Consider the following 24,549-nt stretch of genomic DNA (forward strand, 5'->3'; position numbering starts at 1 on the left):
CCCAGGCGGGCAAAGTGCAAGGCTCCCTCAGTCCTTCGCACGATCCGGAGGGCGCTGTGGCAGGCCCTCTGGAGTGAGCCCGCGGGCGCTGGGGCAGGCCTACGGGCGAGCCCGCGGGCGTTGGACGGTCCTCAGCGCGGTGCGGTCGGCGGTGCGGTGCTGGAGCGCACCACCAGTTCCGTGCCCAGCTCCACCCGCGGCGAGTCGGGGTGCTCGCCGCGGGCCAGGCGCAACACCGTGCGGACGGCGAGCTTGCCCATGTCGGCCAGCGGCTGGCGGACGGTGGTCAGCGGCGGGGCCGACCAGCGGACTTCCGGAAGGTCGTCGAAGCCCACCACGCTCATGTCCTCCGGGACCCTCAGGCCGCGCCGGCGCAGCGCCTCGATCGCGCCGAGGGCCATCTGGTCGCTGGCCGCGAACAGCGCGGTCGGCGGCTCGGGCAGATCGAGCAGGGCGGCGCAGCCGGTGAAGCCGGACTCGGGGCGGAAGTCGCCGGGGACCACCAGGTCGTCGTCGACGGCCAGGCCGGCGGCCTCCAGGGCGGCCCGGTAGCCGTCGAAGCGGGCGCGGGAGCACAGCAGGCGCGGCGGACCGGCGATCAGCCCGATCCTGCGGTGGCCGAGCGAGAGCAGGTGCTCGGTGGCGGCGAGTCCTCCGGACCAGTTGGCGGCCCCGATGGTCGGGGTGTCGAAGGCGGGGGAGCCGACGGGGTCGACGACCACCAGCGGGACGCCCAGGATGCGCAACTGCTCGTGCAGGGTCGGTTCCAGGGCCGAGGTGACGAGGATGACGCCGTCGGAGGCGCGGGCGTGCAGGTTGCGCATCCACTCGCGGGCGTCGCCCGAGCGGCCGTGGATCGCCGAGACCACCGTGCCGACGCCGGCCGCCTGGGCGACCTCCTCGACCCCGCGGATGATCTCCACCGCCCAGGGGCTGTCGAGGTCGTTGAAGACCAGATCGAGCAGGGCGGCGCGGGCCGGGGCGGCCGCGGGGCGCTTGCGGTAGCCGTGCAGCCGCAGCAGGTCCTCGACGCGGGCCCGGGTGCCGGGCGAGACGTCGGAGCGGCCGTTGACCACCCGGGACACGGTCGGCACGGAGACGCCGGCCTGCCGGGCGATCTCGGTGATGGTGACCCGTCCGGCGCCTCGGGGCGCGGATGCCGTCTCGTCCACTGCCACTTCGCCACCTCCGTCGCGCCCCCGTGGACGCCGCGTCGAAACTTCCAGGAGTCTTCCGGAAGACGAGCGGCCCTGGGAAGAGGGGAAGCGGACGGGACACCGGAGAGACACCGTGAGTGACCGTGTCCGGGCACGCGTCGGGGCCGGTCCCGCGGCGTGTGGTCGCGGTCCGGCCCCTCGGATCGCCGGGCGGCGCGGGTCGGGCGCCGTCCGGAGGATGGCTCAGGCGGCCGTCACGACCCGGCCGGCGTCCAGCGGGCGGTGCGGAGCGATGATCCGGCCGTCCGGCAGGAGCTCACCGGTGTCCTCGAAGAGCAGGACGCCGTTGCACAGCAGGCTCCAGCCCTGCTCCGGGTGGTGCGCCACCAGCCGGGCGGACTCCCGGTCGGCGGAATGGGCTGTCGGGCACGCTGGCTGGTGCTGGCACATGGAGGAGTTCTTTCGCTCTGTCATGAGATGTGAGGTTGCTGTCGCGTCTGTTCCGCGGCGTGAAACGTCGTTCATGGCCGCCCCCCGTTGTGATAAGTCGGTCGGAACCCAGTGTTGCCCCACGAGCGTCTTTCCGCAGGGATTTCGTGGCACCGCTTCTCACAGGTTGATGACGCATCACCCGCGCGGGCGGTTCATCTCAACTGCACGGTCACTTCGGATGGTTCCGAGTGGCCGGATGGGGCTAGTCCCATCGGGCGGGACCGGCCCGGGCCCCGCCCGGCACGCTCCGGACGCCGCCGTACCCCGTCGCCGGGGTCCGCGGCGACGGAGGACGGCGGAGGGCGGGTCGGCCCCGGTCGGGCTCATGCGGCCGGAGCCTGTGAGTCGAGGAGGGGGGCGGGCGGGGTCACCCGAAGGGTCAGTACCGGCAGCAACTCGGCGACCCGGTGCGGACGGTGGGCGGCGATCCCCGGGGGTGCCGGGGCCAGCGGCACCAGGAGGTCGGTCGCGGCGGGGTGGCCGGTCGTGCCGTCCGAGGCGAAGTCACCGTGCAGCCAGAGGGTGAGCATGTACAGGCCGGGCACGGACAGCAGGCGTGCCTGGTAGGGCTGGCCGACCGACTCGGCCTGGCGCAGGGCGAGTTCGGTGGAGGCGACGTAGGGGCCCTCGAAGAAGTGCGAGAAGGCCCAGCCGTCCCCGGTCAGCCGGGTCTCGGCCGCGGCCACGGCCCGCTCGCCGCAGCGGATCAGGAAGCGCCAGCCGGCCAGCCGGGTCGCGGACACGCCCTCGGGGGTGATCGCGTCCAGGACGTGGACGGGCAGCGGGAGGTCGGGGGTGGTCGGCCCCTGGGCGGCGCGCAGGGACGGGGTCCGCGCCTCGCGGACCGCTGTGGGAGAACCGAGTGCCATGAGGACGGAGCGCAGGGCGGGCGCGGGAGCCGGGGGGACATGCAGCGGCATGGTGGGTCGCCTCTCATCGGACAGGCACGGTGGAGCGAGGGCGTGGGGCGGACGACGCTGTCAGCTCTCAGGAGAAGGTCGGAGAGGCGGGGGCCGGGGCCTGGGGTGCGTGGGTACGCGAGCGGCCTGCCGACCGTCACCTGGACGACGACAGGCTCCTTCGACCGGGCGCCCACCTTCTCTGCCTTGTCCGCGGAGTTTATACGAGACGTGTTCAGACTGTGTTTCATCTAGCCGATCCCGGGACACTCGGCAAGAGTCCATTCGGTCGGCGATACGTGTGAATCATCCCGATTCAGGGTGGGGAGGAGCGCGATGACCTCGGCAAATACAGGCGTAGCGGTCGGCCCATTCTCGTCGGCGTTTTTCACGAGTAACCACTCCGTGAAATTGCGCTACGCCGTATGCCCGGTGAATGTGCCTCCGGTCACCCGCCGGGGGGCATCCGGACAGCGTAGCGGGTGTGAGCATCGACGGGGGACGTTATCGATCGTCCGGGCTGGGCATCATCCCCCCTAGCCCGGCAGACCCGGCGGCCGGGCGACCGGCCCGGCACAGCGAGGAAGGACCCTTTCATGGGGGAGAAGGTCGTGGCAGGCGCGTTCGACCTGTCCGATCGTCAGCGCTACCGCGACAAACTGCGGCAGTGTCTGACGGGGCTGGAGCGGCTCCTGGCCCAGCAGCGCTTCGACCGTCCGAAGAACCTCATGGGGCTGGAGATCGAACTGAATCTGGCAGGCGCCGACGGACTGCCGAAAATGCTGAACGGACAAGTACTGGAGCGCATCGCCAGCCGCGATTTCCAAACAGAACTCGCCATGTTCAACCTGGAAGTCAACATCGCCCCACACCGATTGGGTGAGCGGGTATTCGATCGGCTCGCCGAGGAACTCCGCACATCGCTGGCATATGCCCACCGAAAGGCGGGTGAGGTCGACGCGGGAATCGTGATGATCGGTATTCTGCCGACTCTCGACCGTGACGACCTGGTCTCCTCGAACCTTTCCGACGTCGACCGCTACACGCTCCTCAACGACCAGATCGTGGCGGCGCGCGGCGAGGAGTTCACGCTGGAGATCGACGGCGTGGAGAGCCTGTCGTGCACTTCCAAGTCGATCGTCCCCGAGGCGGCCTGCACCTCGGTGCAGCTCCATCTCCAGGTCACACCGGCGCGCTTCGCCGACGTGTGGAACGCCGCGCAGGCGGTCGCCGCCGCGCAGATCGCCGTCGGCGCCAACTCGCCGTTCCTCTTCGGTCGCGAGCTGTGGCGGGAGTCGAGGCCCCCGCTGTTCCAGCAGGCCACCGACACCCGGCCGCCGGAACTCAAGGCGCAGGGCGTACGCCCGCGGACCTGGTTCGGCGAGCGCTGGATCAGCTCGGCGTACGAGCTGTTCGAGGAGAACCTGCGCTACTTCCCGGCCCTCCTGCCCATCTGCGACGACGAGGACCCGCTGGAGGTGGTGGCCGCGGGCGGGGTCCCCAAGCTCGCCGAGCTGGTCCTGCACAACGGCACGATCTACCGCTGGAACCGCCCGGTCTACGGCATCGCCGACGGCGTCCCCCACCTGCGGGTGGAGAACCGGGTGCTGCCCGCCGGCCCCACGGTCACCGACGTCGTCGCGAACGCGGCCTTCTACTACGGCGTCGTCCGCGCCCTCGCCGAGGAGTCGCGGCCGGTGTGGACGCGGATGCCCTTCGAGACGGCCGCCGCCAACTTCGACGCCGCCTGCCGGTACGGCATCGACGCCCGCCTCCAGTGGCCCCGGCGCGGCCGGCTCGGCGGCACGACCGAGGTCGAGGCGGTGAACCTCGTACGGGACGAACTGCTGCCGCTCGCCGAGGCGGGTCTGGACGCGTGGGGAGTGGAGCCCGCGGACCGTGACTTCTATCTGGGCGTCATCGAGGAGCGTTGCCGGCGGCGCACCAACGGGGCGGCCTGGCAGGTGGCCACCTTCCACCGCGCCCTCGAAGCGGGCCTGCCCCGCGACGCGGCCCTGGCGGCCACCACCCGCCGCTACGCGGAGCTGATGCACCACGGCGACCCGGCGCACACCTGGCCGGTGGGGTTGCCGGAGTCGGTCGGAGCCGGCAGCGGCTGAGGCGCCTCACCCACGCTCCCCCCGAGGGAGCGGGGGCGTCGTGCGGGCGAGGGCGAGGCGGGCCGGGGTGGGCCAGGGTGGGCCGGGGTGATGGGCGCCCCGCGGGCCCGGTGTGCACGCCGGGCCGGCCGGTGAGGTGGTCGGGCCGGTCCGGTGAGGGGGCCGGAGGTCCGGGGGCGGCCGGCTGGAGGGGGTTGCGTCCGGTCGGGACGGCGGCCGCCGCGTGCGTCGCGGAAGGCCGTGGCGCGTGGGGAGTGGGGGCGCGTGGGGAGTGGGGGCGCTGGTGCTCTCCCCGGGGTGATCGGGCAAGCTGTGACCTCCCATGACGGTGTGCGGCCTGGAGACAGGCGCGCTGGGGGAGGAGGGGCCGGTGGCCGACACTTGTCCGCAGGAGCGGCTCTCGCGGCGGATCGTCCGTGACGAGACGCTGCTCGTGCTGGGCGTCTCGCTCGGGGCGAGCGGTGTGTCCGCGCTGATCAGCTTTGTCGGGTCGGTCACCAAACCGGGCGGCCTGAAGGACCAGGCGGCGACCCTCAACGCCTCGGCCGCGCCCGGGCGGCCCTGGCTGGACCTCGCCTGGCAGCTCTTCGGGATCGCCACGGCCCTCATCCCGGTCGCGCTCGTCGCGCACTTCCTGCTGCGCGAGGGGCAGGGCGGCCTGCGCTCGCTCGGCTTCGACCGCACCCGCCCCTGGTTCGACCTCGGCCGGGGTGCCGCGATCGCGGCCGTCATCGGCAGCACCGGCATCGCCTTCTACCTGGCCGCCCGGGGCCTGGGCTTCAACCTCACGGTGGTCCCGGAGGCGCTGCCCGACGTGTGGTGGAAGTACCCCGTGCTGATCCTCTCGGCGCTGCAGAACGCGATCGTCGAAGAAGTCATCGTCGTCGGCTACCTGCTGCGCCGGCTGGACCGGCTGGGCTGGACGCCGACCGCCGCCCTGGTGGGGAGTTCCGTACTGCGCGGCTCCTACCACCTGTACCAGGGCGTCGGCGGCTTCGTCGGCAACATGGTGATGGGCGTGGTGTTCGTGTACCTGTACCGGCGCTGGGGCCGGGTGGGCCCCCTGGTCGTCGCGCACTCGCTGCTCGACATCGGCGCCTTCGTGGGGTACGCGCTGCTGGCGGGGAAGGTGGGTTGGCTGCCCACCGCCTGACCCCCGGGCCCCTCAGGCCAGCAGTTCGCCCTCGATCACGGTGACCGCACGGCCCTGGAGCAGCGTGCGCTCCCCCCGGAGCCCGGTGCGCACCCGGCCGGAGCGGGGAGAGGCCTGCAGTCCGGTCAGGTCGGGCCGGCCCAGGCGGGCGGACCAGTAGGGGGCCAGAGCGGTGTGGGCGCTGCCGGTGACCGGGTCCTCGTCGATGCCGAGGTTCGGGAAGAAGCAGCGGGAGACGAAGTCGTAACCCCGCGCGGGGTCCTCGGCGCGGGCGGTGGCGATGACGCCGCGCGCGGAGTGGGCGCCGAGGGCCTTGTGGTCGGGGGTCAGGGCGTGGACCGTCTTCTCGTCGGCCAGCTCGACCAGCAGGTCCCTCACGTTGGGGCCGGTTTCGCTGACGGCGACCGGCTCGGCGCCGAGGGCCTCGGCCACTCCGGCCGGGATCTCCACCGGGGTGAGCGGTGCGGTCGGGAAGTCCAGGGTGATCGTGCCGTCGTCGGCCGGGGTCGCGACCAGGACGCCGCTGCGTGTCGCGAACCGCACCCGACCCTCGTGGGCGCCCGTGCCGTGCAGGACGTGGGCGGTGGCGAGGGTGGCGTGACCGCACATCGCCACCTCGGCGACCGGGGTGAACCAGCGCAGCGCCCAGTCGGCCTCCCCGCCGGCGGGGAGCGGGTGCGCGAACGCCGTCTCGGCGTGGTTGACCTCCCGGGCCACGTTCTGGAGCCAGGGGTCGTCCGGGAAGGCGTCGAGGAGCAGGACCCCGGCCGGGTTGCCGGCGAAGGGGCGGTCGGTGAAGGCGTCGACGATTCGAATCCGCATGGCGTCGACCGTAGGGGGTGCGCGTGGGCACGGACCAAGGCCAATCCGGGAGATCTGGCCTGGGCCGCGCGGGACGGACCGGCACGCCGGTCCGGGAGGGACGGCCTCCGTTGCGACGGCGGGCCGGCCGAGTCCGGCCCGGTGAGCCGGGGCTCCGCCCGAACGACGGGTTCGCGCGGGCCGAGTCCTTGGGTTCGCCGGGGCCCCGACCCGTGGGTTCGCCGTGGGCCGCGGGGGCCTCGACCTGTGGGTTCGCGGGGCCCGGACCGTGAGTTCGCTGGGGCCGGACCCGTGAGTTCGCGGGGCCGACTGCGCGTCGCCGGGGTCGACCCGGGAGAGCCTGCCCCGGGCCCGGCCTGCCCCGGGCCCGGCCTGCCCGGCCTGCCCGGACTGAGCGGGGCCTCGGCGGCGGCACCGGTCCCGCTGGCGGGCACGGCGGCGGCGCCGGTCCGCCTGGCGGGCCGGAACCGGCGGCGCCGGTCCCGTGCACGGGCCGGAACCGGCGGCGCCCGCCCGGACGTTGACGGGACGACCGGCCTCGCAGGGCGAGGCGGAGAAGGGGGAGGGACCGGCCCTGAACGGCACGACGGCGAAGGACGACGACGGTGAGACCCGGCTCACGGGCGCGGGGGCGAACGACGACGGTGCGATCGTGCTCACCGGCGCGAGGTCGAACGACGACGGTGAGACCGAGCTCACGGGCGGGACCTCGAACGACGACGACGGAGCGATCGTGCTCACCGGCGCGACCGGTTTCATCGGCTCGCACGCCCTGCGCGCGCTGCTGGACCCAGCCCGGGGTGACGGCCGTGTTCCCCGGGTGCGTGCGCTGGTCCGTCGCGTCCCCGACCGCCCCTGCCTTCCCGGCGACCGCCCTCCCGTCACGTGGGTGCGCGGCGACCTGACCGCCCCGGACACCCTGCGCGGGCTGTGCGACGGCGCTCGGGCGGTGGTGCACCTGGCCTCGTACGTCGGCGCGGACGAGCGGCGCTGCGAGGCGGTGAACGTCGACGGCACCCGCGCGCTGATGGCGGAGGCGGCCCGCGCCGGCGTCCGCCGCGTGGTGCACCTGTCGACCGCCGCGGTGTACGGCGCCGGCCCACACGCGGGCATCGCGGTCGACGAGACGCCTCCCGCGCCGGTCTCCGCCGTGAGCAGGACCCGGCTGGCGGGGGAGGCCTACGCGCGGGAGGCGGGCGCCGTCGTCCTGCGGTCGGGGATCGTTCTGGGGGAGGGGGACCGCTGGGTGGTGCCCGGCCTGCGCGAACTGGTCGAACGGGTGCCCGCCGAGTGGGACGGCGGGCGGGCGCTGCTGTCGGTCGTCGACGTCGGCGACCTCGCCCGTCTGATCGCCGCCGTCGCGGCGGGCCCGCTCCGAGTGCCGCCCGGCGTCCACCACGCGGCCCATCCCGACCCGGTCCGCGTCCGGGACCTGCTGGCCACCCTCTCGGCCCACGGTGTCCTGCCGCCCCGCCCGTCCGCCGACTGGCCGTGGCCCACCTGTCTGGAGCGCCTGCGCGCCACCCCGGGCCGGGCCTCGGAACGCCAGTTCTCGTTGGTCGGCAGGGACCACTGGTACCGCGCCGACGACCTCTGGGAGCTGACCGCCGAGCCGGCGGGCCCCGGTCCGCTGAGCCGTCTCGCCCGGTCGGCGTCGTGGTACCGCGCTCACCTGGGACTTTCCTCCACGGGCTGAGACCGGCACCCACGTCCTGTCCCGTTCAGGGGTCCTTGCGCTTTGAGCGCCTGGTCAGGCCGCGCGCCGGGAGGAGCACAGTGCAGGACCCCCTGGTCAGTCGTCACGGCCTACGATCGGGGCGACATCACTCCACCGACTCCAGAACGCGCTCGAGCGTCCGGCGCCCCATGCTGCTCATTGTCGGATTGCTCTCGGCGTAGTACCAGACGACACCCATCGCCTGTTCGAACGCCCACGCCTTGCCGCGCTCCCACTCCAGCTCGTCACAGGCCAGTGTCCGCCGGAGCACTTCCCGCGGGCCCGGCTGCAACAGGTGCCAGGCACTGACCAGATCGAGCGCGGGGTCGGCCGGGCCGAAGCCGCCGGTGTCGAGCACGCCGCTGAGCCGGTCTCCCGCGACCAGTACATTGCCGGGGATCAAGTCACCATGGCTCATCACGTCGGCACCCGTGCGTGGCAACTCCCGAAAACGGCTCCACACCCGGCGCAGCCGGGGCACGTCGAGCAGCCCCTCACTCTCCTCGAAACACTCCGCCATCCAGTCGTCGTGGTGAGCGAGAACGCCGCCACGACCTCCGCCGTGGAAAAGCCGCCCCCGCGTCTCGGCGTCACGCAGGGCCGCGATGAAGGCCGCAAGGTCCTCGGCAAAGGCGTACGACCCGCTCGGGTCGGCCTCGAAGGCGACCGTTCCCGGCAGCCAGGTCTGGACCGACCACGGCATGGGGTAACCCGCTCCGGGTTTTCCCAAGGCGACAGGTTCCGGGGCGGGGAAGCGAGACAACTGTGCCAACTCCGCGCTCGCCCGGGCTTCCTGTTCCAGGACCGCCAGTGCCTCGGCGGCGTCGGCCAGACGCAGTGGGAAACGCGCAGAGAGGTCGTTCCCGATGCGGAAGATGGCGTTGACCGTCCCGGTCGACGACACGAGTCGGATCGCCCTGCCGCTCCACTGAGGGAACTGTTCTCGGATCAAGGTCGCAACGATTTCGGTGGTCACGTCCACTTGGTCATCGTGCATGGCCATCTCTTGCAGGCTCTTCCACTGGTCCGACGCGAAACGTCGGAAGCAGATCGGATACGGGGACGACAGCCAGTATTCCTACGCCAGGGTCCGGATCAACTGAGATCTTTTCGGCCGCCCAGGCGTCTCGAGCGTTCCGGTCGCCCCAGGTCACAGCCGCGACCTCGGAGAGATCACCTGGTGTGGTCCCCGGTCCAGAGGCGGTGCGGGAGACAGACGTTGCGGCATGAGTGGTCCAGCGGGTCACGGCAGCAGCCATCCCGCGCACCCGAGACGGGACGCGGGTGTCCCGTCGCACCGAACCTTGAGTGAATCTCATCGAAGACTGACGGATTGCAGTTCCTCTCATCGAAGGTTAAGTACGCAGGTCAAGGCGTTGCGGCAGCGGACCGCGTGCTTGCCTGGCCGCCGCGCCTCGATCGGCTAGAAATCCACGCTGCCCCGCTGGCCTTTGTGCTCGTAGCGTTGGTGGAGTCGGCGAGCCGAACTTTCGAGTGTCCCAGCGGTAGTGGCCCGGTGGCTGTCGGCACACGACTGCGGCGCAACTGCATCGGAAACTAGGCGTTTTCACGCGCGGAGATCTGCGATTCTCCTCGTGACCTCTGGGAGCGACGACAGGAAGGACGCGGGGGATGAGCGGAAGCGGGGGCGGGGCGCCGTGGAATCCATACGGAGGAGGGCAACCGCCGGAACCGGGTTCGCCCCCCGTGCCGCCAGCGGGCCCGTGGCCGCCGGGTCCGGCGCGCCCGCTGACCTTCGGACGTCTCTTCAATCCGATCGCTGTGGGGCGTGTGGTGTTCACGCCGTCCAGGCCGGACCGTGTGAACGACCCGGTAGTGAAGAGGGTGCAGGTCTTGCGGACGGTCGTCGGCCTGGTCGGTGTCACATGGATGCTGTTGTCCTACGGGCTGGCGTCAGACGCCGACTCCGTGGTGGACCACCGCTTCGACCAGATCCGCACCACCCTCATTGTGCTGGGGGTGACGTTCCCGGTCGCCGTCGCCGCCTTCATCGCGGCGGCCCGCCCACCCAACCGGCGCCTATTCTTGCGCCGCGTGGGTAAGCCCGCCGGGGCGCTGCTCGCGTTGGTAGTCACGCTCGCTGTGCCAAGACTCATCACGGGGCTGGGTTACGTGGACGAGGAAACGAACTGGACGGCGTCGGCAGGGCGGGTGGCGCTGCTGTTCGCCCTAGGCGCCTTCATGTTGTGGCTCGCCCCCTTTGGTCTCTACGGCATCGCGCAGTCACTCGTGCACGTCTTCCGGACAGCAGACCTCCACGAGACGGTTCCACCGCTGCTCGCGACGCTGCTCGTTTGGGAAGTCGCCCTCTTCGACGTATTCCGGGGTGCCTACGACGGTGTGCCCTTCGGAGTGCGGGTGGCCTTCATCCTGGGAGCCCCGCTGACCGTCACCGCCGTGGCGCTGTGGGAACTGCGGCGGCTGCGTACGAGGCACGGCATCACCCTGCGTGCAGCACTGCTCCGCTGAACCGTCGCGACGAGGGATTGCCCTTTGGTCTGCTGCTCCCGGCCGCCGCCCAACCCGTACCTGTGCAGTATCGACCGCGATCATGTGGTCCGCTGCCACAACGCCCTGACCTGCGTACTTAACCTTCGATGAGACGAACTGCAATCAGTCAGTCTTCGATGAGATTCGCTCAAGGATCGGTGCGACAGGACAGCGGGCCCGCCCCACAAGGGGTTGTCATACGAACAGTTCCGATATATCGTTGACGCATCGCGACAGATCAACGATGGAATGAACGGAGTGATGGCGATGCGTACCCACGGATACGAGCACGGACATCGACAGGGCGGTCCCTTCCGGCGCGGCGCGGGCGGCCCCGGCGGTCACGGTGGCTTCGAGGGGCCGGGTGGCTTCGACGGTCGGCGCGCGGCCTTCGGGCCGTTCGGGCCGGGCGGTCACGGCGGCTTCGGGCCGGGGTTCGGCCCTGGGCCCTGGGGCGGACGCGGGCGCGGAGGTCCGAGGGGAAGGGCCCGGCGCGGTGACGTGCGGGCCTCGATCCTGGCCCTGCTCAAGGACCGGCCCATGCACGGCTACGAGATGATCCAGGAGATCGCCGAGCGCAGCGGCGGCGCGTGGAAGCCCAGCCCCGGCTCGGTGTACCCGACCCTCCAGCTGCTGGAGGACGAGGGCCTGATCAGCAGTGAGACCGAGGGCGGTGGCGGCAAGAAGCTGTTCTCGCTCACCGAGCCGGGCCGCGCCGCAGCCGAGGAGGGGCCGGACGCCCCCTGGGAGGAAGCCTCCCGCGGGGTCGACTGGGAGGCCCTGAGCGAGATCCGGCAGGCCGGTGTCGGTCTGATGGAGGCCTTCGGGCAGGTCTGGAAGACCGGCAGCAAGGAGCAGCGCGAGAAGGCGCTGAGCGTCATCAACGACGCCCGCAAGAAGCTGTACCTGATCCTCGCCGACGAGGACTGATCCGGCTTCCGGCCGTCGTGCGGCGGTCGAGCCCCGGGCGGCCACTCCGGCTCCACGGGCGCCCCGCGTGAACCCGCGCGGGGCGCCTTCGCGCGTCCGCCCTCAGGCCACCAGCGCCTCCAGCCTGCGCAGCGACTCGGTGAGCGCGGCCGTCGCCGAGTCCTTGAGCTTGCCCGCCATCAGCGAGACGGCGGCACCCGTGAACTCGCCGTCGATCCGCACGGCGGTGGCGTCGCCCTCCGGGGTGAGCGTGTAGCGGGTCGCCACGGTCACCGCCATCGGGCCCTTTCCGCGGATCGCCAGCAGCCGGGCCGGCTCCAACTCCTCCACGGTCCACTCGACCTCGGCCGGGAAGCCCATCAGCTTCATGTTCTCCCGGAAGGTCGCACCCGCCTCGAGGCGCTCGGGGCCGCCGCCGGGGAAGTCGGTGTGGGTCGCGTTCCACTCGCCGTACGCCGGCCAGTCCGTGAGCCGGGCCCACACCTTCTCGGCCGGTGCCCGGATGTGTGCCTGCGCGCTGACTTCGGCCATGCGACCACCTCTTCGTGTCGGGCGATGCGGGCTGCGGTGTCGCGGAACGTAGCCCCGGGGCGCCGAACATTCAATACTGACGAACCGTCAGGAAGTCGCGGGGCAGGCCTCCAGATGGCTTGATCTCCTCCCTGAGGAGGAGAACCGGCCCGCCGCGCTCCACTCTGTGCGGGACGCGAAGATGCTCCCCTCCGTGGATGACGGGGGCCGCCGCGCCTGATGGAGTGGGGGTGTGCGACCCCGTATTCCCCGGCAGTCGGCCCTCGACCGGACGGCACACGCCAAGGACGACGACGCCGGACTCAGTGCCGAGCTGGCGGCGGCGGTCGCCGGCGCGCGCCGCAGGGCGGTTCGGGACGCCGACCGCCAGGCCGACACCGCGCACCTGTTGCACTCGCTCCTGGAACACGACCCCGAGGTGCGCGCAGCCTTCGACGGCCCCCAGGTCGCCCGCCTCCTGGGCTACCTCGTCCAGCGCAGCATCGGCTACGGCCTGCGCTGGCAGGGCGGGGTCGAGGACTCCGGCGCCCTGCCCGACGTGCCGGCCGCCCCGGACGCCGTCGAGGGTTTCTCGCCGCTGGCGTGCGCCGCGATGCGCGAGGCGCGGCTGCGGGCCGTCGGACGCGGCGGCGCCGGCGCGGCCCGCGGTCTCGACCTGCTGGCGGCGATCGTCTCCCACCCGCAGGCCCGCGCCGTCGAGGTTCTCACCCGCGCCGGCGTCGACGTGCGGGTGCTGCGCATCCGCGTCGAGGGCGGCCTCGACGAATGTGTCGGGGGCGGCGAGCCCGTCTGCTGAGCCGGCCGGGCCGCGCGGTCCACACGGCAGGCCGCACCTTCCATCCGGCCAGGCCGCACGCATCGCCCGGCCGGGCCGCTCCTCTCCCACCCGGCCGGGCCACCACCCCGTCGGGCCGGGCCGCCACTGCATGGGGCCGGGCCGTCACCGCGTGGGGACGGGCCGCTCCCTCCCGCCGGCCGGGCTGCTCCCTCCGTCGGGTCGGGTCGCCCCCTCCCCTGCGGCCGGGCTGCCGCGCCGTCCGGCCGATGAGACAGGTGTCAACGGGGGTGACGCTCATGTCGTGGCCTGTCATCATGTGCCGGTGCATACGTCTGTGAGCAGTCAGGGCAACCGCGGAAAGAGCCTCGGGCTCGGTCTGGCGATCGGGTCGGCCATCGCCTTCGGCGGATCCGGGGTCGCGGCCAAACCGCTGATCGAGGCGGGACTCGACCCGCTGCACGTGGTGTGGCTGCGGGTGACGGGTGCGGCCCTGGTGATGCTGCCGCTGGCCGTGCGTCACCGCGCGCTGCTGCGCCGCCGCCCCGCTCTGCTGGCCGGGTTCGGTCTGCTCGGCGTGGCCGGCGTGCAGGCCTTCTACTTCGCGGCGATCTCCCGCATCCCGGTCGGTGTCGCGCTGCTCGTCGAGTACCTCGCGCCGGCGCTGGTGCTCGGCTGGGTCCGGTTCGTGCAACGGCGGCCGGTGACCCGCGCCGCGGCGCTCGGTGTGGTCCTCGCGGTGGGCGGACTCGCCTGCGTCGTCGAGGTCTGGTCGGGGCTCGGCTTCGACGCCCTCGGACTGCTCCTCGCGCTCGGCGCCGCCTGCTGCCAGGTCGGCTACTTCATTCTGTCCGACCAGGGCAGCGACTCCGGCGACGGCGCCCCGGACCCGCTCGGCGTCATCGCGTACGGTCTGCTCGTCGGCGCCGCCGTGCTGACGGTCGTGGCCCGGCCCTGGGGCATGGACTGGTCGGTGCTCGCGCACTCCGCCGCCATGGACGGCAGCGACGTCCCGGCCTGGCTGCTGCTCGCCTGGATCGTGCTGATCGCCACGGTCCTCGCCTACGTCACCGGCGTGGTCTCCGTGCGCCGGCTCTCCCCGCAGGTCGCGGGTGTGGTGGCGTGTCTGGAGGCGGTCATCGCGACCGTTCTCGCGTGGTTCCTGCTCGGCGAGCACCTCTCGGTACCGCAGATCGCGGGCGGCGCGGTGGTGCTGCTGGGCGCGTTCATCGCGCAGGCGTCGGCGCCCGCCAAGGGCTCGGCCGAGCCGGTGGCCGCCGGGAGCCCGGAGCGGGAACTGTCCGCCCGGGGGACCTCGGCCTAGAACGATGATCATGTCGTACGACGTGCTCGGTCCGTCGCCCCCGGCCGCCTGAGGCGGCCCTCCGGCAACCCGCCCTGGCGCCTGGTGCCGTGCGCGACGGGGCCGCCCGCGGAAGAAATCCCCGGCCCGCCGCGCGCGGCGGTGCCTTCCGGCCTTCCGCACCCTGGGGAGAGGGCGAGTCCGTCGCCGTTACCGGGCCCACGGAGGGCGCCACCTGACCGGCTGACCGGTCGGCGACCGGCCGGGCGGCGGGCTCACCCGGGCGCCCCGCCCGCCCGGCCGCCGGGGTCCTCACAACGACGTGAGGTAACCCGGGAGTTCGACGCCGGGCGCCAGGTCGGCCGCGGGGTCGGGGGTGTCGTAGCCCTTGCGCAGCGGCACCACGCCCGCCCAGTGGGGGAGGGTGAGGTCCTCGGGCTCGTCGTTCACCCCGCCCGTGCGGGCCTTGGCCGAAACCTCGTTCAGGTCGAGGCGGACCACCGCGGTGGCGGCGAGTTCCTTCTTGTTGGCGGGCCGGGAGTCGGCGGCGCGGCCGGGGATGACGTGGTCGACCAGGGCGTCGAGCGCCGCCTTCTTCTCCTCCGGGTCGGTCACGTCGTAGGCCAGGCCGTGCACGACCACCGAGCGGTAGTTGATCGAGTGGTGGAAGGCCGAGCGGGCCAGGACCAGCCCGTCGACGTGCGTCACCGTCAGGCACACCGGCAGCCCGGCGTCGGCCCGCCCCGCCGCCCGCAGCGGGCGCGAGCCCGTCGAACCGTGGACGTAGAGCGTCTCGCCGACGCGGCCGTAGAGCGTGGGCAGCACGACCGGCGCGCCGTCGCGGACGAAGCCCAGGTGGCAGACGTAGCCCTCGTCGAGTATCGCGTGCACCAGTTCCTTGTCGTAGGCGGCCCGCTCGGGGGAGCGGGTGGGGACCGTGCGATCGGTCGGGGTGTAGGCGGCGGGCGTCGTCTGCGGGGTCCCCTGCATGGCGGTCTCCGTTGCGGTGGTATTTGTACTAGTGCATACTGGGCTTTGTGCTAGGAGAGTATCGGATCACGGGCCGTCGCGCAGCAGACATTTCGGCGAGCATCGAGCGCGCGGTGGGCGCGGGGGAGCTGGAACCCGGTCAACTGCTCCCTCCGATGCGGGAGTTGGCGGAGGCGCTCGGGGTGAACCCGAACACCGTCGCGGCCGCGTACCGCACCCTGCGCGAACGCGGGGTCATCGAGACACACGGGCGGCGGGGGAGCCGGGTGCGGCCCAAACCGGCCACGACGGGACGGGAGCCGGAGCGCCTGGACCTCCCGGCCGGCGTGCGCGACCTGGCCGACGGCAACCCCGATCCGGCCCTGCTGCCCCCGCTCGCCCCGGCTTTCGCAGCGGCGGCGGGGGAGGGCGACCGGCGGCCGGTGCTGTACGGCGACGACCCCGTGGAGCCGGAGCTGGTCCGCCGTGCCCGGGCCGGCCTCGACGCCGACGGCGTGCCGCCCGGACCGCTCACCGTGGCCTGCGGGGCCCTGGACGCCGTCGAGCGCGTGCTCGCGGCACACCTGCGGCCGGGTGACGCGGTCGCGGTCGAGGATCCCGGCTGGGGCCGCACCTTCGACCTCGTCGCCGCGCTCGGACTGCGCACGCTGCCCGTGGGCGTCGACGACGAAGGGCTGCTCCCGGACGGCCTGCGCGCCGCCCTGGTGGCGGGGGCCCGGGCCGTGATCGTCACCGACCGCGCGCAGAACCCCACCGGGGCCTCGTTGACCGCTCTCCGTGCGCGGGACCTGCGCGCCGTTCTGGCCGAGTATCCCGGGGCCCTGCTGATCGAGGACGACCACGGTCACGGCATCGTCGACCTGCCCCTGCACCCCCTGGCCGGCGTCACCCGGCACTGGGCCTTCGTCCGCTCGGTCGCCAAGGCGTACGGCCCCGACCTGCGCCTCGCGCTCCTCACCGGGGACGAGGTCACCGTCGACCGGGTGCGCGGACGGCAGCGACTCGGTCCCGGCTGGGTGAGCCTGCTGACCCAGCGGGCCGTGGTACGGCTGTGGCAGGACGGCGCCGTGGACGGACCGTCGGTCGCGGCCGCCTACCGGGAACGGCGTGACGCGCTGATCGACGCCCTCGCCGAGCGGGGGATCGCCGCCCGCGGGCGCAGCGGCATGAACGTGTGGGTCCCCGTCCCCGACGAGACCGGCGCGGTCGCCCGCCTCCTGCACGCCGGCTGGGCGGTCGCCCCCGGTGCCCGCTTCCGCCTCGGGACGCCGCCCGCAGTCCGCGTCACCGTCTCGACCCTCACCCCCTCCGACACCGCCCCCCTGGCGGAGGCGATCGCGTCGGCGCTGGGGGCGGGGAGGGGGCGGGGGTACGTCTGAGCGGGGTCCGCGGGCGAGTGGGGGGGCGCGGGCTGACGACGGGTGACGTCGGGGCGGTGCTCGGGGCGGTGCTCGGGGTGCCTGGGGTGGATGCCGTGGACGAGGGCGCTCGGTGGAGCGTCTGGCGGGTGACTTGGGGAGGGGGCTTCCGACCGGCGGCGCCCGGTGCGGTGTCCGGGGGTGTGCGGACAGGGTGCGCTGTGGTGGGGCGAGGTGGTGGTGGCGGTGTCCTGCGAGGCGTCCGGTGGTGTGGTGTGTCCGACGGGCGGGCCCCCGGCGGCGTGTCCGGGGGCGGCCAGGTGCCGGGGGTGGACAGGTACCGGGGGCGGCGGCTGCCGTGTCCGGTGGGGACGGTCATGTGCGGTGCCCGTCCCGGTTCCCGCCGGTCCCCGTCCCGGTTCCCGCCGGTCCCCGTCCCGGTTCCCGCCGGTCCCGTCCTGGTCGCGGGCCCCGTCCCTGCCGGACCGGTCCGCTTCCGGCACCCGTCTCCGCGTGGCCGGTCCGGCCGGTCCCGTCCCGGGCGCGGGCTTCAGGTCGTGTTCTCGCGCCTTCCGGGTCGCGCCTGGGTGAGTGCCGCGCCCGCCAGGACGATCACCGCGCCCACCGGGGTCGACCAGGCCAGGGGTTCGTGGAGGAGGGCGACGCCCGCCGCGGTGGCGATGACCGGGATGAAGTAGGTGACCATTTGAGCCGTCGTCGGGCCGACCTCGGTGACCAGGCCGTACTGGATCAGCACGGCGAGGCCGGTGCCGAGGGCGCCGAGGGCGGCGATCGCCAGCAGCGGCAGGAGGGAAACCTCGGCAGGGAGGGTGGTGAACAAAGGGGTCACCAGGGTGAGTTGCAGCGTGGCGAGGAGCAGTTGCGCGCCGGTCATCGACAGGGCGGAGGATCCGCTGTCCGCCAGGGTGCGGCGGACGTAGATCCAGCCGATCGGGTAGCTGAGCGAGGCGAGCAGGGCCAGCGCGGTGCCCCGGGCGTCCAGGCCCTCGAAGCCCTGCCAGGCGCCCAGCACGGTGAGGACGCCGAGGAAGCCGAGGCCCAGGCCGGCGACCCGGACCCGGGTCGGACGGTCCTCGGAGAGTGCCACGAGCGACAGGGCCATGCCCCACAGCGGGGAGGTCGCGTTGCAGATGCCGGCGAGCGTCGACGGGATCGTCAGCTCGGCGTAGGCGAACAGGGAGAACGGCAGGGCGTTGAGCAGGAGCGCGGCGACCGCCAGATGACCCCAGGTGCGCGCCCCGCGCGGAAGCCGCTCCCGCTTCACCGCCATCGCCGCCGCCAGCACCGCCGTCCCGAACACCAGTCTGCCGAGCGTCACCTGGAAGGGCGCGTACGCCTCGGTGCCCACCTTGATGAGCAGGAAGCTGAAGCCCCAGATCAGCGACAGGGCGACGAAGCGCAGTCGCCAGTCCAGGGAGCGGCGGGGGCGGGGTGCCGCAGCCGGGGTGCGGGCGTTGGAGGCGTCGGTGGTGGAGGTGACGGTGGTCATGGGCATCACGGTGCTGGACGAGAACCTTGTAGCACAAGCGAGAATTCGCACGCCGTATCTCGTAGCATCGCTTACATGTTGAACCTGGAGCGCCTGCGCACCCTCGACGCCCTCGCCCGGCACGGCTCGGTCAGCGGCGCCGCCGCGGGGCTGCACATCACGACCTCGGCGGTCTCCCAGCAGATGGCCAAGCTGGAGCGGGAGGTCGGACAGCGGCTCCTCGCCAAGAACGGGCGCGGCGTGCGGCTGACGGACGCGGGCCGGCTGCTCGCCGAGCACGCGGCCCGCATCCTCTCCCAGGTCGAGCTGGCCCAGTCCGACCTGGAAGCGCAACGCGGCCAGGTGGCGGGCGAGTTGAGACTGTCAGCGTTCCCGACCGCCGCACGCGGCCTGTTCCCCGGCGCGCTCTCCGCACTGCGCAGGGAGCACCCCGAGCTGCGTCTGCGCTCCTGCGAGCTGGAGCCGGAGCACGGCATCGCCCAGGTGGTGCGCGGCGACCTCGACCTCGCCGTCGTCCTGGACTGGTACAACAAGCCGATGCCGCTGCCCGACGGCCTGGTCAAGGCGTCCCTCCTCGACGATCCGGCCGAGGTGGCGATGCCGGCCGGGCACCGGCTCGCCGGGCGGGACGAGGTGGACCTCGGGGAGTTCGCCGAGGACGAGTGGATCACCTGGGGCCAGGGCGAGTTCTGTCACGAGTGGCTGATGTTCACGCTGCGCTCACGCGGGATCGAGCCGATCGTCGGCCACCGCGCGGCCGAGACGCACACCCAGCTCGGCCTGGTCGCCGCCGGTCTGGGCGTCTGCGTCGTGCCCCGGCTCGGGCGGCACCCGGTCCCCGAGGGGGTCGTGACGGTCCCCCTGCGTCAGCGCGTCCGCCGCCACGTCTACGTCGTCTGGCGGGCGGACGCCGACCGCCGCCCCTCGATCCGGGCCGCCGTGGCGGCGTTGCAGGAGACGGCCCGCCGACTCGGCTGACCCCGGCGTGCCGAGCCGCTTCCGGCTGTCCGCGGTGTGCCGGTGCCGCGTGAGGCTGGCCTCGGTGTGCGGTGCTGCTTTCGGCTGTCCCCGGCGTGCCGAGCCGCGTCCGGCTGTCCCCGGCGTGGCGGTGCCGCGTGAGGCTGGCCTCGGTGTGCGGTGCTGCTTTCGGCTGTCCCCGGCGTGCCGAGCCGCGTCCGGCCGTCCGCGGTGTGCCGGTGCCGCCGTCGGCGGGAGCCGTCAGCCGGTCACCCGGTCGCCCAGCTTGCGGAAGTCCCAGGAGACGACCTTCTCCGGCCGCAGTCGCAGCCAGGCGTGGCGGCCGTCGTGGGGCATGGCCTCCAGGCCGAAGTTCTTGCGGGCGAACAGCGTCTCCACGGTGTCGAGTTCCGCGCACAGCTCCCCGGTGCGCGGTATCTCCCCGACGAACTCCACGGTGCCGGACAGCTCGACGCCGCGCAGCGACTCGTACTCCTCGCCCGTGTCGATCACGATGGCGACCCGCGGGTCGCGGCGCAGGTCCGCCCAGCGTCTGCTGCGCACCACCGAGTACAGCCACAGCGCGCTGCCGTCCCACAGGAACCACAGGGCGCTGACGTGCGGGGTGCCGTCGGCGGACACGGTGGCGACCCGGCAGGTGCGCTGGGTCGTGAGGAACGCGTCCAGTTCCCCCGGCGTCATCATGATCCTGCGGCCCCGGCGCTGGGTGACGGTCATGCGGCCCCTCTTCTCTTCTCTCACGTCGTGCCAGAGACAGTCTCTGACATCACGTCAGAAAAGGATGGGTCTTCTTCCCTGCTCACGCAACGGTGGCTATCCTCACCCGACTTCGCCCACGCCGGCCCCCAGGGGGAGCCATGCCGACCGGACCACAGCTCGGTGACCAGCTCGCCCCGGCGAGCACCGTCCTGCTGACCGTCGAGTGTCAGCAGGGGGTCGTCGGACCCGATGCCGCCCTGCCCGAACTCGCCCGCGCGGTCCGCTCGTCGGGTGCCCTCGACAACGTCGCCCGGCTGGTCGCCGGCGCGCACGCGAGCGGCGTCCAGGTGATCCACGCCGTCGCCGAACGCCGCCCCGACGGCCGGGGCGCCAACCGCAACGCCCGGCTGTTCCGCGCCGCCGAACGCCTGCCCGTCCGCCAGCTCGCCGGCACCGCCGCGGTCCGTGTCGCTCCCCCCATCGAGGTCGCCGAGGAGGACCTCGTCGTCCGACGGCTGCACGGGCTGTCGCCGATCCAGGGCACCGAGGTCGACGCCCTGCTGCGCAACCTGGGCTGCCGCACCCTGGTCGTCGCCGGCGTGTCGGCCAACGTGGCGGTCCCCAACGCCGTCTTCGACGCCGTCAACCGCGGCTACACCGTCGTCGTGCCGAGCGACGCCGTCGCGGGGGTGCCGTGCGACTACACCCCCGCGATGATCCGCCACACCCTCGCCCTCATCGCCACGGTCGCGACCACGGACGAGGTGCTGGCGTGCTTCGCGCGGCCCGGCGCGCCCGTCAGGCGAGCGTGATCGAGTCCCCGCTCACGGTGATCTTCACCTCGGGCAGCGCCGCCTTCGCCGGTCCGCTCTTCACGCTGCCGTCCGTGATCGAGAAGTTGCTCTGGTGGCAGGGACAGTTGATGAGCCCGTCGGCGACGCTCTTCACCGCGCAGCCCACATGCGTGCACACGGCCGAGAACGCCTTGTACTCGCCCGCCGTCGGCTGGGTGACGACCACCTTCTGGCTGCCGAAGATCTTGCCGCCGCCCTCGGGTATCTCCGAGGTCTTCGCGAGCGCGCCGCCGGTGCTCGCGGCCCCGGAGCCCCCGGTCGACCCGCCGGCCCCCGTCGAACCGGTCGACCCGCCGGCCCCCGTCGAAGCGGTCGATCCGCCGGAGCCCGAACCACCGGAGGCGGCCGACGGGCTCGGGTCGTCGTCCGAGCCGCCGCACGCGGTCAGCGCGACGGTGAGCCCCGCGGCTCCGGCGGCCGCCACGACGGTACGACGGGCAGGCCCCGACACGGGAGGGAGCGATGCGCTGGTCATGCTGAGGTTCCCTTCAGGGGGGATCGATGATCTGTTCAGAGGTACGGGCCGGGCGTGCCGCTTGTTCAGCGACCGGAACGGTCCCGGACGGTGTCGAGATGGTGACCCGTGCGACGTGAGCCGGGCGTAAGGGGTCCTTGCGCTGTGCCCGCCCGGGCCGCGCGGCCCGGCACCCGCACCTAGCCCGGCTGCCGCAAAGCCCTGCTGGCTCCGCTACGAGGGCTCTCCGGCGCCTTGCGATGCACGGCACCCGACCACGCGGCCGGATCGGACGCTCTCAACGCCAGCCCCTGAGCCACACCTGTCGTGGCGCTGTCGGCCGGGCACGGCGGGCCCGGGCCGCCCCAGTAGCCTGGGGCGATGCTCAAGGAAGTGATCGCGACCCGCTTCGTCACGCCCCTGCGTGAGGGCGGCTCGCTGCCGGGGCTCGTCGAGGCCGACGACCTCGGCACGTACGTCCTGAAGTTCACCGGCGCCGGACAGGGCCGCAAGACGCTCGTCGCGGAGGTCGTCTGCGGGGGACTCGCCCGCCGGCTCGGCCTCAGGGTGCCCCGCCTGGTCACCGTCGAGCTGGACCCGGTCCTCGGGCTCGGCGAACCCGACCAGCAGGTGCAGGAGCTGCTGAGGTCCAGCGGCGGCACCAACCTCGGCATGGACTTCCTCTCCGGAGCCCTCGGCTACGACCCGCTCGCCTTCCCCGTCGACGCCGAGGAGGCCGGCCGGATCGTCTGGTTCGACGCGCTGGTCAACAACGTCGACCGGTCCTGGCGCAACCCCAACCTGCTGGTGCGCCGCGGCGACCTGTGGCTCATCGACCACGGCGCCACCATGATCTGGCATCACAACTGGCCCTCCGCCGAGTCCTCCGCGGCCCGCCCCTACGACGCCTCGGACCACGCACTCGTCCGCTTCCGCCCGGACGTCGCCCGGGCCGCGTCCGATCTGGCCCCCCTCGTCACCGCCGACCTCCTCGCCGAGGTCACCGCCGAGATCCCCGATGTCTGGCTGACGGACGAGCCCGGCTTCGACACCCCCGACGCGCTCCGGCGTGCCTACGCCGCACCCCTCCTCGCGCGCGCCTCCGTCATCCACGACCGCATCAAGGGGACCGAGTGAGCGACGACCGCCACTTCATCAGGCCGGGCCAGAGCGGCGACCGGGACGTCTTCGAGTACGCGCTGCTGCGCGTCGTCCCCCGCGTCGAACGCGGCGAGTGCGTCAACGCCGGCGTCCTCGTCTACTGCCGCGCCCAGGGCTATGTCGGCGCCCGGACCCACCTCGACGAGGCGCGGCTGCTGGCCCTCGACCCGGAGGCGGACGTGGCGGGCGTGCGGGCGGCCCTGCGGGCCGTCGAGGGCGTATGCGGCGGTGGCGAGGGCGCCGGCCAGGCGGCCGGGGACGACGCCGGCCGGCGTTTCCGCTGGCTGGTCGCGCCGCGCTCGACGGTCGTCCAGCCGGGGCCGGTGCACACCGGCCTCACCACCGATCCGGCGGCGGAGACGGAACGGTTGCTGAACCTGCTCGTCAGGTAATGGATCACACGGGCGCGGATGCCGTTGACACCGCGTGCCAGGGCTTCTAGCGTCACGTCGTACTGAAGGTACTAAGCGGTCGCTCACCCGAGGAGAAGCAGCAATGTCCACCACTGAGCAGCGGGTCGCCGTCGTCACGGGCGCGGCGCGGGGCATCGGCGCCGCCACCGCCGTACGGCTGGCCGCCGAAGGCCGTGCGGTCGCCGTGATCGACCTCGACGAGGCCGCCTGCAAGGACACCGTCGAGAAGATCACCGCGGCGGGCGGCAAGGCCGTCGCCGTCGGCGCCGACGTCTCCGACGAGGCGCAGGTCGAGGCGGCGATCGCACGCGTCGTCGAGGAACTCGGCGCCCCGACGATCCTGGTCAACAACGCGGGCGTGCTCCGCGACAACCTGCTGTTCAAGATGAGCGCCTCCGACTGGGACACGGTCCTCAACGTGCACCTGCGCGGATCGTTCCTGATGACCAAGGCCGTCCAGAAGCACATGGTCGACGCCGGCTTCGGTCGCATCGTCAACCTCTCCTCGTCCTCCGCGCTCGGCAACCGCGGCCAGGCCAACTACTCGGCCGCCAAGGCCGGTCTGCAGGGCTTCACCAAGACCCTCGCCATCGAGCTCGGCAAGTTCGGCATCACCGCCAACGCCGTCGCCCCCGGCTTCATCGCCACCGACATGACGGCCGCCACCGCCGAGCGCGTGGGCATGGGCTTCGAGGAGTTCAAGGCCGCGGCCGCCACCCAGATCCCGGTGCAGCGCGTCGGCGAGCCCGACGACATCGCCCACGCGATCGCGTTCTTCACGGGAGAGGCCGCCGGCTTCGTCTCCGGCCAGGTGCTGTACGTCGCCGGCGGACCGCTCAACTAGCCCCAGGGGTCACGGACATGACTGAACTTCCCGCTCTCTCCGGCAAGGTCGCCCTCGTCACGGGCGCCAGCCGCGGCATCGGCTACGGCGTCGCCGAGGCGCTCGTCGCCCGCGGCGACCGGGTCTGCATCACCGGCCGCAACGAGGAGGCCCTCAAGGAGGCCGTGGACACCCTCGGCGCCGACCGGGTCATCGGTGTCGCCGGCAAGGCGCACGACGTCGAGCACCAGGCCGCCGCCGTCGAGGCCACCATGGAGGCCTTCGGCCGCGTCGACTTCCTGGTCAACAACGCCGGCACCAACCCGGTGTTCGGCCCCATCGCCGACCTCGACCTGGCCGTGGCGCGCAAGGTCTTCGAGACCAACGTGATCTCGGCGCTCGGCTTCGCCCAGCGCACCTGGCACGCCTGGCAGAAGGACAACGGCGGGGCGATCGTCAACATCGCCTCCGTCGCGGGCCTGTCGGCCTCGCCCTTCATCGGCGCCTACGGCGTCAGCAAGGCCGCGATGATCAACCTGACCCAGCAGCTGGCGCACGAGTTCGCGCCGGGGGTCCGGGTCAACGCCATCGCCCCCGCCGTGGTGAAGACCAAGTTCGCACAGGCCCTGTACGAGGGCCGCGAGGCCGAGGCTGCCGCGGCCTACCCGCTGGCCCGGCTCGGCGTGCCCGCCGACATCGGCGGCGCCGCCGCGTTCCTCACCTCCGGGCAGTCGGACTGGGTCACCGGCCAGACGCTCGTCGTCGACGGCGGCATCTTCCTCAACGCCGGCGTGGCCTGACGCGCCTCCCGTACCCGGACCGGGCGCCCCCCCCGCGCAGGGGGCGCCCGGTCCCGCACACCACGCCCACCACCTGATGACAACGTCGTCACACCTCGA

The 24,549-nt window shown here is 73.0% G+C and carries 24 protein-coding genes; 14 read left to right on the forward strand and 10 right to left on the reverse strand.

What is annotated here, in order from left to right; all coding sequences use genetic code 11:
* Positions 1–131: 131 nt before the first annotated feature.
* From ACZ4YY_RS28445 to ACZ4YY_RS28455, 3 genes are all read right to left on the reverse strand, one after another.
* Positions 132–1,172 carry a LacI family DNA-binding transcriptional regulator gene (locus tag ACZ4YY_RS28445; RefSeq protein WP_468296314.1) on the reverse strand — a complete coding sequence of 347 codons (1,041 nt, stop codon included), beginning with the start codon at positions 1,170–1,172 and terminating at the stop codon, positions 132–134.
* A 228-nt stretch (positions 1,173–1,400) separates the two neighbouring features.
* Positions 1,401–1,607 carry a DUF5999 family protein gene (locus ACZ4YY_RS28450; protein WP_468296716.1) on the reverse strand — a complete coding sequence of 69 codons (207 nt, stop codon included), beginning with the start codon at positions 1,605–1,607 and terminating at the stop codon, positions 1,401–1,403.
* Positions 1,608–1,972: 365 nt separating this feature from the next.
* Positions 1,973–2,569: a hypothetical protein gene (locus ACZ4YY_RS28455; protein ID WP_468296317.1), complete on the reverse strand. Its 597-nt coding sequence runs from the start codon at positions 2,567–2,569 to the stop codon at positions 1,973–1,975.
* A 575-nt stretch (positions 2,570–3,144) separates the two neighbouring features.
* On the opposite strand from ACZ4YY_RS28455, the gene ACZ4YY_RS28460 reads away from it, so the two are divergent.
* Positions 3,145–4,668: a glutamate-cysteine ligase family protein gene (locus ACZ4YY_RS28460; protein ID WP_468296319.1), complete on the forward strand. Its 1,524-nt coding sequence runs from the start codon at positions 3,145–3,147 to the stop codon at positions 4,666–4,668.
* A 322-nt stretch (positions 4,669–4,990) separates the two neighbouring features.
* Positions 4,991–5,821 carry a CPBP family intramembrane glutamic endopeptidase gene (locus tag ACZ4YY_RS28465; RefSeq protein ID WP_468296325.1) on the forward strand — a complete coding sequence of 277 codons (831 nt, stop codon included), beginning with the start codon at positions 4,991–4,993 and terminating at the stop codon, positions 5,819–5,821.
* Positions 5,822–5,833: 12 nt separating this feature from the next.
* Here the strand turns inward: ACZ4YY_RS28465 and ACZ4YY_RS28470 are convergent, their stop codons facing one another.
* On the reverse strand, positions 5,834–6,643 hold the full coding sequence (locus tag ACZ4YY_RS28470) for a PhzF family phenazine biosynthesis protein (RefSeq protein ID WP_468296328.1): 810 nt from the start codon (positions 6,641–6,643) through the stop codon (positions 5,834–5,836).
* 520 nt (positions 6,644–7,163) lie between these two features.
* Here ACZ4YY_RS28470 and ACZ4YY_RS28475 point away from each other — a divergent pair.
* On the forward strand, positions 7,164–8,339 hold the full coding sequence (locus ACZ4YY_RS28475; protein WP_468296330.1) for an NAD-dependent epimerase/dehydratase family protein: 1,176 nt from the start codon (positions 7,164–7,166) through the stop codon (positions 8,337–8,339).
* Between the two features lie 127 nt (positions 8,340–8,466).
* Here the strand turns inward: ACZ4YY_RS28475 and ACZ4YY_RS28480 are convergent, their stop codons facing one another.
* Positions 8,467–9,363: an aminoglycoside phosphotransferase family protein gene (locus ACZ4YY_RS28480; protein WP_468296333.1), complete on the reverse strand. Its 897-nt coding sequence runs from the start codon at positions 9,361–9,363 to the stop codon at positions 8,467–8,469.
* 818 nt (positions 9,364–10,181) lie between these two features.
* On the opposite strand from ACZ4YY_RS28480, the gene ACZ4YY_RS28485 reads away from it, so the two are divergent.
* Entirely contained in the window at positions 10,182–10,850 is a 669-nt protein-coding gene (locus ACZ4YY_RS28485; RefSeq protein WP_468296337.1) for a hypothetical protein, read from the forward strand.
* 288 nt (positions 10,851–11,138) lie between these two features.
* Positions 11,139–11,801 (forward strand): PadR family transcriptional regulator, encoded by a 663-nt coding sequence (locus ACZ4YY_RS28490; protein WP_468296340.1) that lies wholly within the window; start codon positions 11,139–11,141, stop codon positions 11,799–11,801.
* Between the two features lie 102 nt (positions 11,802–11,903).
* On the opposite strand, the gene ACZ4YY_RS28495 is transcribed toward ACZ4YY_RS28490, so the two are convergent.
* Positions 11,904–12,332, reverse strand: a complete 429-nt coding sequence (locus ACZ4YY_RS28495) for a type II toxin-antitoxin system Rv0910 family toxin (RefSeq protein ID WP_468296343.1) — start codon at positions 12,330–12,332, stop codon at positions 11,904–11,906.
* 232 nt (positions 12,333–12,564) lie between these two features.
* Between ACZ4YY_RS28495 and ACZ4YY_RS28500 the strand changes: the two genes are divergently transcribed.
* Positions 12,565–13,128, forward strand: coding sequence for a peptidase (locus ACZ4YY_RS28500; RefSeq protein WP_468296346.1), 564 nt, complete (start codon positions 12,565–12,567; stop codon positions 13,126–13,128).
* Positions 13,129–13,426: 298 nt separating this feature from the next.
* A complete protein-coding gene (locus ACZ4YY_RS28505; protein ID WP_468296718.1) occupies positions 13,427–14,431 on the forward strand; it encodes an EamA family transporter in 1,005 nt (334 codons plus the stop codon).
* Between the two features lie 291 nt (positions 14,432–14,722).
* On the opposite strand, the gene ACZ4YY_RS28510 is transcribed toward ACZ4YY_RS28505, so the two are convergent.
* Positions 14,723–15,400: a pyridoxamine 5'-phosphate oxidase family protein gene (locus ACZ4YY_RS28510; RefSeq protein ID WP_468296349.1), complete on the reverse strand. Its 678-nt coding sequence runs from the start codon at positions 15,398–15,400 to the stop codon at positions 14,723–14,725.
* 47 nt (positions 15,401–15,447) lie between these two features.
* Here ACZ4YY_RS28510 and ACZ4YY_RS28515 point away from each other — a divergent pair, with 47 nt between their 5' ends.
* The gene (locus ACZ4YY_RS28515) at positions 15,448–16,779 is read left to right on the forward strand and encodes an aminotransferase class I/II-fold pyridoxal phosphate-dependent enzyme (protein ID WP_468296351.1); all 1,332 of its coding nucleotides are present in this window, start codon (positions 15,448–15,450) and stop codon (positions 16,777–16,779) included.
* A gap of 529 nt (positions 16,780–17,308) precedes the next feature.
* Here ACZ4YY_RS28515 and ACZ4YY_RS28520 read toward each other — a convergent pair.
* Positions 17,309–18,268: a DMT family transporter gene (locus tag ACZ4YY_RS28520; protein ID WP_468296354.1), complete on the reverse strand. Its 960-nt coding sequence runs from the start codon at positions 18,266–18,268 to the stop codon at positions 17,309–17,311.
* A gap of 75 nt (positions 18,269–18,343) precedes the next feature.
* Between ACZ4YY_RS28520 and ACZ4YY_RS28525 the strand changes: the two genes are divergently transcribed.
* The gene (locus tag ACZ4YY_RS28525) at positions 18,344–19,246 is read left to right on the forward strand and encodes a LysR family transcriptional regulator (protein ID WP_468296357.1); all 903 of its coding nucleotides are present in this window, start codon (positions 18,344–18,346) and stop codon (positions 19,244–19,246) included.
* A gap of 240 nt (positions 19,247–19,486) precedes the next feature.
* On the opposite strand, the gene ACZ4YY_RS28530 is transcribed toward ACZ4YY_RS28525, so the two are convergent.
* A complete protein-coding gene (locus ACZ4YY_RS28530; protein ID WP_468296361.1) occupies positions 19,487–19,963 on the reverse strand; it encodes a pyridoxamine 5'-phosphate oxidase family protein in 477 nt (158 codons plus the stop codon).
* 140 nt (positions 19,964–20,103) lie between these two features.
* On the opposite strand from ACZ4YY_RS28530, the gene ACZ4YY_RS28535 reads away from it, so the two are divergent.
* On the forward strand, positions 20,104–20,757 hold the full coding sequence (locus tag ACZ4YY_RS28535; protein WP_468296364.1) for a cysteine hydrolase family protein: 654 nt from the start codon (positions 20,104–20,106) through the stop codon (positions 20,755–20,757).
* On the opposite strand, the gene ACZ4YY_RS28540 is transcribed toward ACZ4YY_RS28535, so the two are convergent.
* Entirely contained in the window at positions 20,744–21,274 is a 531-nt protein-coding gene (locus tag ACZ4YY_RS28540) for a Rieske (2Fe-2S) protein (RefSeq protein WP_468296367.1), read from the reverse strand. The two genes, ACZ4YY_RS28535 and ACZ4YY_RS28540, sit on opposite strands and share 14 nt — an antisense overlap.
* A gap of 360 nt (positions 21,275–21,634) precedes the next feature.
* Between ACZ4YY_RS28540 and ACZ4YY_RS28545 the strand changes: the two genes are divergently transcribed.
* The 4 genes from ACZ4YY_RS28545 to ACZ4YY_RS28560 all read left to right on the forward strand — a co-directional run bounded on the left by ACZ4YY_RS28545 (position 21,635) and on the right by ACZ4YY_RS28560 (position 24,450).
* Positions 21,635–22,390, forward strand: coding sequence for a HipA family kinase (locus ACZ4YY_RS28545; protein ID WP_468296370.1), 756 nt, complete (start codon positions 21,635–21,637; stop codon positions 22,388–22,390).
* Positions 22,387–22,806, forward strand: a complete 420-nt coding sequence (locus tag ACZ4YY_RS28550; protein WP_468296374.1) for a DUF3037 domain-containing protein — start codon at positions 22,387–22,389, stop codon at positions 22,804–22,806. Before ACZ4YY_RS28545 ends, ACZ4YY_RS28550 begins: the two co-directional genes overlap by 4 nt.
* A 103-nt stretch (positions 22,807–22,909) precedes the next feature.
* Positions 22,910–23,671 (forward strand): 3-oxoacyl-ACP reductase FabG, encoded by a 762-nt coding sequence (gene fabG, locus ACZ4YY_RS28555; protein ID WP_468296377.1) that lies wholly within the window; start codon positions 22,910–22,912, stop codon positions 23,669–23,671.
* 17 nt (positions 23,672–23,688) lie between these two features.
* Positions 23,689–24,450, forward strand: a complete 762-nt coding sequence (locus ACZ4YY_RS28560) for an SDR family oxidoreductase (RefSeq protein WP_468296380.1) — start codon at positions 23,689–23,691, stop codon at positions 24,448–24,450.
* Positions 24,451–24,549: the final 99 nt, after the last annotated feature.

The organism is Streptomyces sp. NPDC030143 (genome assembly GCF_055573695.1).